The 13,637-nt window shown below is 46.6% G+C and carries 11 protein-coding genes; 1 reads left to right on the top strand and 10 read right to left on the bottom strand.

Annotated elements, in window-relative coordinates; translation table 11 throughout:
- The first annotated feature begins 102 nt into the window (after positions 1–102).
- On the top strand, positions 103–1,812 hold the full coding sequence (locus ACFQ2J_RS02780; protein ID WP_386056368.1) for an Rqc2 family fibronectin-binding protein: 1,710 nt from the start codon (positions 103–105) through the stop codon (positions 1,810–1,812).
- 468 nt (positions 1,813–2,280) lie between these two features.
- Here the strand turns inward: ACFQ2J_RS02780 and ACFQ2J_RS02775 are convergent, their stop codons facing one another.
- The 10 genes from ACFQ2J_RS02775 to ACFQ2J_RS02730 form a co-directional block, all read right to left on the bottom strand.
- Positions 2,281–2,547, bottom strand: a complete 267-nt coding sequence (locus ACFQ2J_RS02775; protein ID WP_386056366.1) for a hypothetical protein — start codon at positions 2,545–2,547, stop codon at positions 2,281–2,283.
- 75 nt (positions 2,548–2,622) lie between these two features.
- The gene (pyrE, locus tag ACFQ2J_RS02770) at positions 2,623–3,249 is read right to left on the bottom strand and encodes an orotate phosphoribosyltransferase (protein ID WP_386056364.1); all 627 of its coding nucleotides are present in this window, start codon (positions 3,247–3,249) and stop codon (positions 2,623–2,625) included.
- Positions 3,242–3,955: an orotidine-5'-phosphate decarboxylase gene (pyrF, locus tag ACFQ2J_RS02765; RefSeq protein WP_386056363.1), complete on the bottom strand. Its 714-nt coding sequence runs from the start codon at positions 3,953–3,955 to the stop codon at positions 3,242–3,244. The genes pyrE and pyrF overlap by 8 nt, the downstream gene beginning before the upstream one ends.
- Positions 3,921–4,862, bottom strand: a complete 942-nt coding sequence (locus tag ACFQ2J_RS02760) for a dihydroorotate dehydrogenase (protein WP_386056361.1) — start codon at positions 4,860–4,862, stop codon at positions 3,921–3,923. Before ACFQ2J_RS02760 ends, pyrF begins: the two co-directional genes overlap by 35 nt.
- On the bottom strand, positions 4,859–5,623 hold the full coding sequence (locus ACFQ2J_RS02755; protein ID WP_386058319.1) for a dihydroorotate dehydrogenase electron transfer subunit: 765 nt from the start codon (positions 5,621–5,623) through the stop codon (positions 4,859–4,861). Before ACFQ2J_RS02755 ends, ACFQ2J_RS02760 begins: the two co-directional genes overlap by 4 nt.
- Complete coding sequence (gene carB / locus ACFQ2J_RS02750; RefSeq protein WP_386056359.1) at positions 5,623–8,823, bottom strand: carbamoyl-phosphate synthase large subunit; 3,201 nt, start codon at positions 8,821–8,823, stop codon at positions 5,623–5,625. Before carB ends, ACFQ2J_RS02755 begins: the two co-directional genes overlap by 1 nt.
- On the bottom strand, positions 8,802–9,917 hold the full coding sequence (locus ACFQ2J_RS02745) for a carbamoyl phosphate synthase small subunit (protein WP_386058317.1): 1,116 nt from the start codon (positions 9,915–9,917) through the stop codon (positions 8,802–8,804). The genes carB and ACFQ2J_RS02745 overlap by 22 nt, the downstream gene beginning before the upstream one ends.
- Positions 9,911–11,191: a dihydroorotase gene (locus ACFQ2J_RS02740; RefSeq protein WP_386056358.1), complete on the bottom strand. Its 1,281-nt coding sequence runs from the start codon at positions 11,189–11,191 to the stop codon at positions 9,911–9,913. The genes ACFQ2J_RS02745 and ACFQ2J_RS02740 overlap by 7 nt, the downstream gene beginning before the upstream one ends.
- Entirely contained in the window at positions 11,157–12,071 is a 915-nt protein-coding gene (locus ACFQ2J_RS02735; protein ID WP_386056356.1) for an aspartate carbamoyltransferase catalytic subunit, read from the bottom strand. Before ACFQ2J_RS02735 ends, ACFQ2J_RS02740 begins: the two co-directional genes overlap by 35 nt.
- A gap of 149 nt (positions 12,072–12,220) precedes the next feature.
- Entirely contained in the window at positions 12,221–13,609 is a 1,389-nt protein-coding gene (locus tag ACFQ2J_RS02730; RefSeq protein WP_386056354.1) for a solute carrier family 23 protein, read from the bottom strand.
- Positions 13,610–13,637: the final 28 nt, after the last annotated feature.

The raw sequence follows: 13,637 nt of genomic DNA, 5'->3' as shown, positions 1-13,637 counted from the left end.
TCCTAAGAAAATGGTACGGATCGATTTCAATAATTTAACGGACGACCATAGAGTAAGCATGTCTGCTCGTGCTATACTATATTGCATGGAGAGGTGACAACTATGGCATTTGACGGTATCGTCACCCGAGCGATCAGCAATGAACTCAGCAATCAGATCGTCTCAGGGCGAATCATGAAAATTTATCAACCTACAGATACAGAACTGATTTTTACAATCCGCAGCAATCGGAAAAACCATTCCTTATTATTTTCTGCACATCCTAACTACGCACGATTCCATCTGACAGAAGATAATTATGAGAATCCTAAAGAACCACCGATGCTTTGTATGCTGCTTCGTAAGCATCTAGTCGGAGGGTTCATCGAAGATATTGAACAAGTAAGTATGGAACGCATTGTGAAATTCCACGTAAGAACTCGGAATGAACTTGGCGATGAATCAAAGAAAACGTTGATCATTGAAGTGATGGGTAAACACAGCAATATACTGTTGGCCGATGGTGAAAAGGGACATATCCTTGATAGCATCAAACACCTGCCCCCGTCACAAAACCGTCACCGTACGGTAATGCCAGGACAGCCTTATGTCCTGCCACCTGATCAAGGAAAATGGAACCCTCTTGAGTTAGAGCCGGAATCATTTGTGCGCAAGCTGGACTTCAACGCAGGCAAGATGGACAAACAGATTCTCGATACATTGATGGGTTGCTCCCCGATGATTACGAAGGAAATCGCAGCAAAAGCATACCTTGGAAACCAGGAAGCATATTTCAAAGCATTTGAGTGGCTGAGAGAATCGCTGGAGCATCATAAATATGAGCCAGCAATCTATCACGGCAATAAGGATGCTTTCTATGTACTGCCACTGACCACGATGGATCATGAAAAAGAGACATTCACGACGGTCAGTGAGATGCTGGACAGCTATTATTCCGGCAAGGCGGAGCGGGATCGTGTCAAGCAAATGGCTGGAGACCTCTATCGGTTCCTGAAAAACGAAAGAGACAAAAACAAACGGAAGATCAAAAAACATGAACAGACGTTGAAAAAAGCGGAAAAAGCAGATGTGTACCAAAAAGCCGGAGAGCTGTTGACTGCTCACCTCCACCTTGTTAAAAAAGGTGATGAATCTGTCAACGTCATCGATTATTATGATCCTGAACAAAGTGAAATGACGATCGAATTGAATCCGAATAAGACACCTAGTGAAAATGCCCAGGCATATTTCCAGACGTATCACAAAATGAAAAAATCCAAACAGGTCGTCCAGGAAGAGATTAAAAAAGCGGAAACAGAGATCCATTACTTCGATCAGTTGATCCAACAGGTGGAAAGCGCACGCGAGATGGATATTGAAGAAATCAGAGAAGAGCTGAGGGAAGAAGGCTATCTTAAAAAGAAAGTGCAAAACCGCAAGAAAAAATCCAAATCCAGCGTCCCACAGCCTGAAATCTATGAATCCAGTGACGGAACAACGATCTATGTCGGCAGAAATAATAAGCAGAACGAACATCTGACGAACCGGATGGCAGCCAAAAATGATATATGGCTTCACACCAAGGATATCCCAGGCTCGCATGTAGTGATCAAATCAAGCGACCCTTCCGAGGATACGTTGTTTGAAGCGGCCCAACTCGCTGCGAACTTCAGTAAATCAAGCAAGTCTTCCTCTGTCCCGGTCGATTATACGATGATCAAACATGTCAAAAAACCTTCCGGAGCAAAGCCCGGTTATGTTATTTATGACCATCAGCAGACGTTATTCGTGACACCGGACCCCGCTTTCATCAAAAAGCTGAAAACAACTTGAGATAGTTTAATCGAAAGAAGCTGTCAGGCATACCCCTGGCAGCTTCTTCTTAATTAGAGACTCTGTTTTTATTTCCCGTTCTACCTCAGTATCACTGTATGATGATAGTCATTGGAGGTCCGGCTACATCGATTTACATTTCTTCAGGCTTAAGAAAAGTTGCTTTAATTGAGCTCGCAACCTGATTTTTAAGAAAACCATTCAGCACCAGGATCTTTAAACAAAATACAGTGGGTGGCTGGGAAACTGCGCGACTCCCGTGGGAGAAGGGCCAAGGCGAGACCCCACAGGGAGTGAAACGACCGAGGAGGCTCGCCAGATCCCCCACAGGAAAGCGAGTAGTTTCCCAGCCGCCCTATCCACTGATTCGGCAACGAGCCCTAAGTATCTCGAAATCACCCTTTGAATATACAAATGCCCGCACAGTCACTAATACGTGCTGTACGGGCATTTTTTTACATTGCAAATTCAATTAAGAAAATAGATGAATACCCCGATTGTGGCTACATAAGAAAATAATGCCTGGATCCAGTACTTCTTTCGTTCATTGCGAAGCATGAATACATTCCACCCAATAAACAAAAGTACAGAAATCAAAAGGCTCAGGACTGTCGGTAAAGAAAGCAAGCTTTCCATAAATGCAAAAGCAAGCCATGTATATAAGAAGCCGAAACAGGTGACAAGTCCTAGCAGTGCATTGATGAATACGAACAGCGAATGTTTCCTGGAATTCATAAGATACCACCAACCCTATATTCATACTTCTATGTTACAGGGAAATGGCATATAGGACAATTGTAATGTGCTAATTCATCCTTTATACCCAGATGGGTCTTTTCTCCATTTCAGCACTTTCTCCTCCTGAATTTCACTCAGTCCCCCATTACGCTTCATGAATGTAAGCAGCTCATCAAGATCTGTAAGTGACTCCACTTCAAAGCCGGCTTCTTTGAAGTTTTGCTTGGATTTGTCCAGCTGATAACTGAAAATCGCAATGATCTTGACGACTTCTCCCCCTGCTTCCTTAATCGCTTCAGCAGCCTGGATGGCAGAACCTCCAGTCGAGAAAAGGTCTTCGATCAACACTACTTTCTGACCTTTATGTAACTTTCCTTCAATCTGACTTCCTTTTCCATGACTTTTGGGCTTGGAGCGTACATAAATCATCGGAAGATCCAATACTTCCGCTACGAATGCGGCATGAGGAATACCAGCTGTTGCACAACCAGCGATAACATCGATTTCACCAAGTTCTTTGATTTGCTGGGTGAATCGATCGCGTATGGAACGGCGGATTTCCGGGTAGGACATCGTCAGACGATTATCACAATAGATGGGAGACATCAATCCAGAACTTAACGTGAACGGATCATCCGGTTGGATCTGCACTGCCCCGATTTCAAGTAATCCTGATAAAATACTGCTGTTATCAAACATTGTACCACTCCTTTTCTATCTGCTGGTAATTGATCAGTGGCTGTTCCGCTTTGGTAACGCTTCTCCCGATAACGATGCTGTCGGTACCGGCAATTCTTGCTTGTAAAGGAGTCGCAACTCTCTTTTGATCATCATTCTCATTCGTCTTCAAGCGAATGCCAGGGGTGACTGTCAGAAATTCATTTCCACAATGGTGCTTGACCTTCTCAACTTCATGTACGGAACAAACGACCCCGTCTGCACCTGCTTCCTTAGAGAGGTCTGCATAATGAGCGACGGTTTCATCCATGGAACGATTCACTAATAATTCATGTTGAAGCATGTGTTGATCAGTAGAAGTAAGTTGAGTAACAGCAATCAATAATGGTACATCCCCACCTGAAGAACCATCCATCAACCCTTGTTTAGCTGCACGGATCATTTCTTTTCCACCCTGCGCATGGACATTCACCATTTCAACGCCCAGTGATGCCAAACTGAACATCGCGTGATATACCGTATTAGGAATGTCGTGAAGCTTCAAATCGAGAAAGATCGGATGCCCATTTTCTCTCAAAGTCTTTATGAAACCGGGCCCTTCTTTATAAAAAAGTTGCATTCCGACTTTTACAGGAACTTCGTACAAATTGTGATCATCAAGGAAGCGGCTTGCTTCCTCCCCCGTCTTGAAATCAAGGGCGAGATACATTTGACGGAATTCTTTCATGATGGGCACCTCCTACTACATCCTTAACGTCTGAAAAACCATAGCTTTCCAACGTTTCCGGTAATGAATCGATCACTTCTTTACAAATGTATGGGTTCTTGAAATTTGCACTTCCGATTGCAACTGCACTTGCCCCTGCCAATAAAAATTCCAATACATCTTCAGCAGTTTCGATACCGCCCATTCCAATGATCGGAAGGTCCACTTCCTGATAAACTTGATGAATCATCCGGATGGCGACCGGTTTTATTGCTGGGCCTGAAAGTCCTCCGGTTTTGTTGGCGATGATCGGTTTTTTCGTACTTAAATCAAGACGCATTCCGGTCAACGTATTGATCATAGACAGACCGTCTGCTCCTGCTCTTTCCACCGCTTTCGCCATTTCTACGATATCCGATACGTTCGGGGATAGTTTCACATAGACCGGAACGGCACTCACACTCTTTATTTGTCTGGTAACTTCCTCAGCAAGAAGAGGGTCCGTACCGAACTGAACCCCGCCTTCCTTCACATTGGGGCAGGATATGTTCAGCTCCAACGCAGCAATTCCATCTGCCGCGGATAGCTTTTCAGCAACTTTCACATATTCTTCGATCGTGCTGCCAGCGACATTGGCAATGATGGAAGTATTGAACCGTCTCAAGAATGGCAGTTCATTTTCGATGATTCCATCGACTCCTGGGTTTTGCAATCCGATTGCATTCAGCATGCCGGAGGCAGATTCAGCTACCCGGGGAGTGGGATTCCCATATCGCTTTTCACCGGTTGCTGCTTTAATAATGATTGCACCAAGTTCCGACAAGTCATAGAACTGACTGAATTCTTTTCCGAATCCGAAACAGCCTGAAGCCGGCATGACCGGGTTCTTCAATGAAAGACCTGGGAGTTCAACTGCTAATTCGCTCATAAGACTACCTCCTCTGGACGGAATACCGGACCGTCGCTGCAGATTTTCCGATAACCTTTTTCGTCTTCCTCTGCGCATGGGACGACACAGGCGAAACAAGCACCGATGCCGCACCCCATCCGTTCTTCAATGGAAATGTAGCCGGATTCATCCTTCAGAGCAGTAGAGACGGCTTTGAGCATGATGGAGGGACCACAAGAAAAGTAGGTATCAAACGTGCCTTTTAATCCTGGAAGAAGGTCGGTGACAAACCCGTGGTGACCATAGGAGCCGTCATTCGTCGTCACATGAACATCACCGATCTGACTGAATGCTTCTTCAAAAAAGACACTTTCCTTGTTTTGAAACCCAAGTACAGCAGTGACTTCTATCCCTTGAGCCTTCAATTGTCGTGCAAGGTAGTAAAGCGGAGGTACTCCGATGCCGCCACCGATCAGAAGTGCACGATCGATTTGAAGATTATCGACCGGGAAGCCATTTCCTCCCGGGCCGAGCACATCGATTCTGTCTCCTGGTTGTTTTTTAGTGAGTGCTTCTGTTCCATCTCCCAATACTTTATAAAGGATGGTCATCGTTCCAGCTACAGGATCGACATCCGCTATCGAAATCGGTCTTCGGAGGTAAAATGCGTCACCGATATGGATGTGCAAAAATTGTCCGGGCTGTATTTCTGCTTCTGCCGTTTCACCTTTCAGCACCATCTGATAGGTATCTTCTGCAATCCTTTCATGGACTGTAATGGTCATCCATTCCCGCTGCATCACCGTAAAATGACCTCCTTCTTACCGATTGAACGTGCAGTGAAGCTCATCGCATCGATGACATCGACGATTGCTTTGGCCGTATCCAAACTTGTCAGACAGGCGATGCCATGTTCCACTGCTTCGCGTCGGATTCTAAAACCGTCTGTTCTTGAGCGGAGTCCTTTCGTAAGAGTATTAACGACAAATTGTACTTTTCCGGTTTGGATGAGATCGACGACATCCAGTTGATCGGATCCGACTTTCGAAACCGTTTCGACTGGTATCCCAGCAAGACGGATGACGTTCGCTGTTCCTTCTGTTGCGTACAGCTGGAAACCGAGCTGATGGAATGTCTCTGCAATGCCGACCATTTCATCTTTATCTTTATCCGCTACGGTCAGCAGGACAGACCCTTCTACCGGTATCTTCAGACCCGAAGCTGTCATTCCTTTATAGAGCGCTTTTTCCAAGGTCTGATCATATCCGATTACTTCCCCGGTCGATTTCATTTCTGGTCCGAGCGTCGTGTCTACACTTCGTAACTTTTCAAAGGAGAATACTGGAACTTTTACGAAGACACCATCAGGCTTCGGAATGATTCCGGAAGCATACCCCATATCAGAAAGCTTTTCACCTAAAATTGCCTGGGTCGCAAGCTGAGCCATCTGGATGCCGGTCACTTTACTCAGGAATGGTACTGTGCGGCTTGCACGAGGGTTGACTTCAAGTACGTATGCAGTATCTCCATTGACGACGAACTGGATATTGATCAAACCCTGCATGTTCAATTCTCGCGCAATTTTAATCGTCGCATCCATGCATTGTGTCTCCAGGTCGGAACTCAGTCGCTGAGTAGGGTAGACTGCCATCGAGTCTCCGGAATGGACTCCCGCTCGCTCAATGTGTTCCATGATTCCAGGTATGACGACGGTTTCCCCGTCGGTAATCGCATCAACTTCAATTTCCATTCCTGTCAGGTATTTATCTACCAGGATCGGGTGGTCACTGAAATCACGGACCGTTTCTTCCATATACGAGAGCAGTTCTTCTTTCTTATAGACGATTTCCATCGCGCGACCACCAAGGACATAGGATGGTCTTACAAGTACGGGATACCCGATTCGTTCAGCTACATCGACTGCTTCCTCGACACTTGTGACACTTTCCCCACCCGGCTTCGCAATGTTCAGGCGGTTGAGAAGCCGCTCGAACAGATCTCTATCTTCGGTTTCATTGATCGCATCCATCGTTGTACCAAGGATGGTGACCCCTCTGCGGTGGAGGCCATCGACAAGGTTGATAGCTGTCTGACCGCCGAACTGGACAATGACACCTTCTGGCTGTTCAAGATCGATGACGTGCATCACATCCTCCAGAGTCAGTGGTTCAAAATAAAGCTTGTCGGAAATGCTGAAGTCCGTAGAGACGGTTTCCGGATTATTGTTCATGATGATCGCCTCATAGCCCATCTCTTTCAATGCAAGGACGGAATGTACAGTTGCATAGTCAAACTCGACGCCTTGCCCGATTCGAATTGGACCTGAACCGATGACAAGCACCTTTTTCTTTTCGGTGACAAGCGATTCATTCTCCTCTTCGTAACTGCTGTAAAAATAAGGGGTTTCCGAAACGAACTCGCCAGCACACGTATCTACCATTTTATAAACCGGGTTGATCCCGCTCTCTTGCCGCCTGCGATAAATTTCATCCGTGCTTCCACCAAGGAGCCTGGCAAGCTGACGATCAGAGAATCCAACTTGTTTCGCCTTCATGATCAGTTCATCGTGCCAGCCCTTTTCCTGAATGGTCTGTTCCAGGCGGATGACCCGTTCAAGTTTGATCAGGAAGAATTGGTCGATACCAGTCCACTCATGGATCTCTTCTACTGTCATCCCTCTTCTGAACGCTTCTGCCAAAAGGAAGATCCGTTCATCATCCGCTTTTTTAAGACGTTGGACTAAGATGTCTTCGGACAGGTTCAGGGCCGACTCAAGGAATAATTCTTCTGATTTCCCTTCCAGTGAACGAACACCTTTCAATAGCGATTCCTCGAAGTTTCTCCCGATTGACATGATTTCACCGGTCGCTTTCATCTGAGTTCCAAGGGTACGGTTACCTTTTGCAAACTTATCGAATGGCCAGCGAGGAATTTTAGTTACCACATAATCAAGTGCAGGTTCGAAGCAGGCATAAGTCGTACCTGTCACAGGGTTTTTGATTTCATCCAATGTAAGGCCGATCGCGATTTTCGCTGCAAGCTTTGCAATCGGATAACCAGTTGCTTTCGAAGCTAATGCGGAAGACCGGCTGACCCTTGGATTCACTTCGATTACATAGTATTGAAAACTGTGAGGATCAAGTGCCAGCTGGACGTTACACCCACCCTCGATACCGAGCGCACGGATGATTTTCAAGGAAGCATTCCGTAGCATCTGGTACTCCCTGTCGCTCAGTGTCTGTGAAGGAGCAACGACGATCGAGTCGCCAGTATGGATTCCCACAGGATCGAAGTTTTCCATATTACAGACAACGATCGCATGATCACTTGCGTCCCGCATTACTTCGTATTCCACTTCTTTTAAGCCGGCAATATTCTTTTCGATCAGACACTGTTGTACTGGAGAAAGGGAAAGACCATTTCTGGCAATCTCTTTCAGTTCGGTCTCATTGTCACACATTCCTCCTCCAGTTCCACCCATCGTGTAAGCTGGGCGGACGATGACTGGATACCCGATTTCTTCAGCGAAGTCCAATGCTCCGTCAACCGTACTGACAATCGTACTTTCCGGGACAGGCTCACCAAGTTCATGCATCAGATCACGGAACTTAGCTCGGTCTTCTGCTTGTTCAATCGCCTCCATCCTCGTACCAAGCAGTTCGACGTCATGTTCCTCGAGGATTCCGCTTTTACTCAGTTCCATTGCCAGGTTCAGCCCAGTCTGTCCTCCTAATGTGGGAAGGATTGCGTCTGGTTGTTCTTTCCGGACGATTTTAGTAAGGAATTCTACTGTAAGTGGCTCCATATAGACTTGATCTGCAAACGTATGATCCGTCATGATCGTTGCTGGATTAGAGTTGGCAAGTATCACTTCATACCCTTCTTCTTTAAGGGCCTGACAGGCTTGTGTTCCAGAGTAATCAAATTCTGCAGCCTGGCCGATGATGATAGGACCAGACCCGATTACAAGAATCCGTTTTATATCAGTACGTTTTGGCATGTGGACTCCTCCTTCTTCGCTAGCTGGTTGCTCTTGATCAAGGAAAGGAACTCGTCGAACAGACGATAGGTGTCTTCTGGTCCTGGCGAGCTTTCCGGGTGGTATTGAACAGAGAATACTGGATACCTTTCATGTTCAAGTCCTTCGACAGATTCATCGTTAAGTGAGTGCTGTGTCAACCGTAACTCTGTTCCTGTGATGGAATGTCGATCAACTGCATAGCCATGGTTCTGTGAAGTGATGTATGTCTTTCCTGTGCGTAGATCTTTCACTGGCTGATTCGAACCACGATGGCCGAATTTCATTTTCGATGTGTCTGCACCACCAGCAAGTGCAATAAGCTGATGTCCGAGGCAAATGCCGAAGATAGGGATTTTTCCCATCAGCATACGTATCGTCTGAATTGCTTCGGGTACATCTTTCGGATCTCCCGGGCCGTTGGAAAGCATGATTCCATCAGGTTTGAGTCGTTCAATTTCATGTGCAGAGGTATGGTAAGGTACGACGGTCACATGACAATTGCGCTTCGTAAATTCCCTCAATATCCCGTGTTTCATGCCGAAGTCGATCAGTACGATCCTTAACCCTCTGCCAGGCACGACGTATGGTTTCACCGTGGATACCTGTCTCACTTGATCGGTTCGGAGCGGAGTCGCCTCCAACGTCTGCACGATGCTATCAATGGAACGATCAGCATCTGTGATCATCGCCTTCATCGTTCCGTGCTTACGGATGATCCTCGTCAGTTTTCTCGTATCGATCCCTTCGATACCTGGAATGTTTTTAGCTTTCAAAAATTCGTCCAGTGTCTCTTCACTTCTGAAGTTTGAAGGATGGTCGCAGTGTTCCTTTACTACAACACCGAGGATGGAAGGATCGACCGTTTCAAAATCATCCCGGTTTATGCCGTAATTTCCGATCAATGGATAAGTAAATGTTACGATTTGTCCGCAATAAGAAGGATCGGAAATGATTTCCTGATAACCGGTCATGCCGGTGTTGAAGACGATCTCCCCTATACTTTCACGTTCGCTCCCGAATCCTCTGCCTATGAATCTTGTTCCATCTTCTAATACGAGCTGTTTTTTTACCATATCACCTGCTCCTCCCATACGATATTTCCTCCTACCATCGTCCATGAAGGACATCCTTCGACTTTCCATCCGTGAAACGGCGTATTCTTCCCTTTGGATGCAAAGCTGCTACGGTCGATGGTCATCGTTTTTTCTAGATCGATCAGTATCATATCTGCAGGGGCACCTTCCTCTAACCTGCCATAAGGCAAGCCGAATACCTCCGCTGGTTTAGCTGTCATGAAATTGATCAGTTCATTTAAAGTGAATGGGCCTGTTTTCACTAGATTCGTATAAAGTAGAGGGAAGGCAGTCTCCAAACCCACGATCCCGAAAGGTGCGGTAAGCATCCCTTCCTTCTTTTCATCCTCCGAATGTGGTGCATGGTCAGTGGCAATGAAATCGATGGTGCCATCCATCAACCCTTTGATCAATGCTTGTTGGTCCTCCTGGCTGCGTAGCGGAGGGTTCATCTTGAACATTGCGTCATCCTTATCAAAGGAATTTTCATTCAAAATCAGGTGGTGAGGAGTAACCTCTGCTGTCACATTGATGCCGGCACGCTTTGCATCTCGAATCACCCTCACAGACTCTTTCGTACTGACGTGACAAACATGGTAATGACAACCGGCTGCTTCTGCGAGTAATACATCTCTTGCAATCTGTACCGATTCACAAACGGAAGGGATACCCGGAATATTCAATTTTTCACTTGTCTCTCCTTGATGGATCGCTCCGCCTTGGATCAAGGTGTTATCTTCACAATGGGCGACGATGCTGGAATTATGACGCGCTGCTCCCTTCATCGCTTCGAGCATCATCCCTGCAGCCTGGACGCCGACACCATCATCCGTGAATGCAAATGCCCCGGCTTGTTTCAAACCTTCCATATCTACGAGCTCTTTTCCTAGTTGACGTGTGGTGATCGATGCATATGGAAGCACTCTTACCTTTGCATCTGATTCGATTTTCTTCTGCAGTGCCTCCATCGTTTCTGCCGTATCAGGAACCGGTCTCGTATTCGGCATCGCGCAAATCGTCGTGAATCCCCCACGTGCAGCCGCTTCCGTACCTGTCGTGATTGTCTCTTTATATTCCCCGCCCGGTTCTCTCAGATGAACATGGACGTCGACAAATCCAGGCGCTGCAAGCCTCCCATTCCCATCTATCACTTCTTCTGCCTCTTCTGCAATAGAAGGCGCGATTGCCTTGATCATACCGTTTTCAACAAGAATCTCTGTATCTACCATTCGATTTCCATCAAGCATTTTGATATTTTTGATCACTGTTTTCATTCCTTATCTCCCCTTCCAATAATGTCGATAAGATCGCCATCCGAATTGTCACACCATTTTCCATTTGCTTGAAAATCCTTGAGCGAGGAGCTTCCACCAATTCATCTGCAATCTCCACTCCACGGTTGACAGGTGCAGGATGGAGGACGATGGCATGCTCTTTCATTTTTCTCTCACGTTCTACCGTCAAACCGTATGACTGCAGGTATTCTTGGGTTGTATCTTTATCGGAATGACGTTCACGCTGAATTCGTAGCAGCATCATTACATCGGCAAATTCGACTGCTTCATCCACCGATATGTAGTTTTCGGAAATGGTGTCGTCGCGCCATGCTTCCGGCGAAACGAACGCTACATCTGCACCGAGCTGGCGGAGTGCATGCGCGTTGGAACGCGCCACCCTGCTATGACGGATGTCCCCAGCGATCACCACTTTCAAGCCTTTGAAACTATGAAACTCCTGAAAGATGGTATATAAGTCAAGCAGGCATTGGGTTGGATGCTCACCTGAGCCGTCGCCAGCATTGATGATGGGAATTTGCAGTTTTTCGGTTAGATGAGCAAGTACGCCTTCCTGCTCTTGTCTGAGTACGATGACATCCGCCCCGATCGACTCGAACGTTCGCGCTGTATCATAAAGACTTTCACCTTTCAGAAGACTTGACCCCTGCTCTGTAAAATCCAGCACTTCAAGGCCCAATTTTCTTTCTGCTACGATGAAGCTATTCTTCGTACGCGTACTGGGTTCAAGGAACAGGTTCGCCGCAAACATCTGCTTATCCAGCTTCCTGTACTGACCTTTTTGAATTTGTTCCGCTTTATGGAACAATTGGTAGATTGCTACATTGGACATGTGTTTCATCGAGATCAGATGGCGCATGGTTTTCCTCCTCTATTTATCGAACCTATGAAAAAAGCATCCCCGCTGTGTAAAGGGGATGCTTGATCTGCCTCTTGTTTCGCATGGCAAAGCGATCAAATCATTCACCCTTGAAGCCTCTCTGGACTTTATTAAAAAGTGACGTTCGATTATGCTGCACTATCATCATTTTTATTGTGTTCTGTTTCTTCTGCATTCGATTGGAACATGTTGCCGTTGCCGTGTGCTTTTTTCTTACCTGGAAGGGCCAGGTTAAGCGCCACACCGATAAATGCTGACAATGCCATTCCTGCAATCTGGATATCATCACTTAGTTGGATGAAAGCCCCGCCAATTCCGATGACCAGGATGACAGATGAAATGATCAGGTTACGTTTCTCACCGAAGTCTACCTGATTATCGATCAGCATACGCAGACCGCTTGATGCGATGATACCGAACAACAGGATGGACACGCCTCCCATGACTGCTGTAGGGATGGATGCGATCGTTGCTGTAATCATACCGATGAATCCGAAGACCGTTGCAAGTACTGCTGCACCACCGATTACGAACACACTGAATACTCGTGTGATTGCAAGTACACCGATGTTTTCTCCATAAGTCGTGTTGGGCGGTCCGCCAAGCATGGAAGCAATGATCGTGGCAGTTCCGTCTCCCAGAATGGAGCGGTTCAGTCCAGGATTCTTCAGGAAGTTGCGGCCTGTCACTTTAGACAATACCATCTGGTCCCCAATATGTTCTGCAATCGTAACAAGTGCAATCGGTGCCATGAGGAAGACGATTTCCATATTGATGACTTCAAGAGGGTTGTAGTGGACATATGGCACTACGAAATCCGGCATTTGGAACAGGGCAGTGAAGAAGCCGCCGATGGACGTTACTGATGTAAGTTCGTTCCATTGTGCAGCAATTTCAGTTGTATCGACGATTCCCTGATACATTCCGAAGACATAGCCACCAATGATACCGATCAGGATTGGGATAAGTCCAAAGAAGCCTTTAAAGAAAATCGAAGCAATGATTGTTATTGCCAGTGTTACGAATGCTACAGAAAAATGTGTTGCACTGTAGTTTTCCGTTCCAGGGATGTACATCGCCATGTCGATCGCTGTTGATGCAAGCCCTAGACCGATAACAATGATGACCGGGCCTACGACTACCGGGGGCAGGAGGTTGATGAGCCATTTCATTCCGAAGATGCTGATCAGCAAGGCTACTACGCCATAGACGAGACCTGCCATGAAGCTTCCGACCATCGCACCTGGTACACCTTCTGCGGCACTTGCAGCAAGTACCGGGCCGATGAAAGCGAAGCTTGACCCCAGGTATGCGGGAATCCTTCCTCTCGTGATCAGCAGGTAAGCAAGCGTCCCGAGTCCGCTTGAAACTAACGCTACTGCCGGGGACAGTCCTGTCAGGAATGGTACGAGAATCGTCGCACCGAACATTGCGAATAAGTGCTGGATGCTGAGCACCAGCCATTTCGATTTTGCAGGTACATCTCTTACATCTAATACAGCCTCTTGTTTATTCATCTTATAATTCCTCCTTTGATCCTTTAAA

The sequence above is a fragment of the Thalassobacillus hwangdonensis genome (assembly GCF_042675915.1).
Taxonomy (GTDB): Bacteria; Bacillota; Bacilli; order Bacillales; family Halobacillaceae; genus Thalassobacillus_A; species Thalassobacillus_A hwangdonensis.
Note: the sequence above shows the minus strand (reverse complement) of the source record. Positions and strands in the feature narration are given on the sequence as shown.

Bases quoted from the DNA above. Each gene is read 5' to 3' on its own strand.
- ACFQ2J_RS02755 (WP_386058319.1), bottom strand. From the start codon at position 5,623: ATGCAGCGGGAATGGATGACCATTACAGTCCATGAAAGGATTGCAGAA.
- ACFQ2J_RS02730 (WP_386056354.1), bottom strand. From the start codon at position 13,609: ATGAATAAACAAGAGGCTGTATTAGATGTAAGAGATGTACCTGCAAAA.
- pyrF (WP_386056363.1), bottom strand. From the start codon at position 3,955: ATGAAAGAATTCCGTCAAATGTATCTCGCCCTTGATTTCAAGACGGGG.
- ACFQ2J_RS02745 (WP_386058317.1), bottom strand. From the start codon at position 9,917: ATGGTAAAAAAACAGCTCGTATTAGAAGATGGAACAAGATTCATAGGC.
- ACFQ2J_RS02780 (WP_386056368.1), top strand. From the start codon at position 103: ATGGCATTTGACGGTATCGTCACCCGAGCGATCAGCAATGAACTCAGC.
- carB (WP_386056359.1), bottom strand. From the start codon at position 8,823: ATGCCAAAACGTACTGATATAAAACGGATTCTTGTAATCGGGTCTGGT.
- ACFQ2J_RS02740 (WP_386056358.1), bottom strand. From the start codon at position 11,191: ATGAAAACAGTGATCAAAAATATCAAAATGCTTGATGGAAATCGAATG.
- ACFQ2J_RS02775 (WP_386056366.1), bottom strand. From the start codon at position 2,547: ATGAATTCCAGGAAACATTCGCTGTTCGTATTCATCAATGCACTGCTA.
- pyrE (WP_386056364.1), bottom strand. From the start codon at position 3,249: ATGTTTGATAACAGCAGTATTTTATCAGGATTACTTGAAATCGGGGCA.
- ACFQ2J_RS02760 (WP_386056361.1), bottom strand. From the start codon at position 4,862: ATGAGCGAATTAGCAGTTGAACTCCCAGGTCTTTCATTGAAGAACCCG.
- ACFQ2J_RS02735 (WP_386056356.1), bottom strand. From the start codon at position 12,071: ATGCGCCATCTGATCTCGATGAAACACATGTCCAATGTAGCAATCTAC.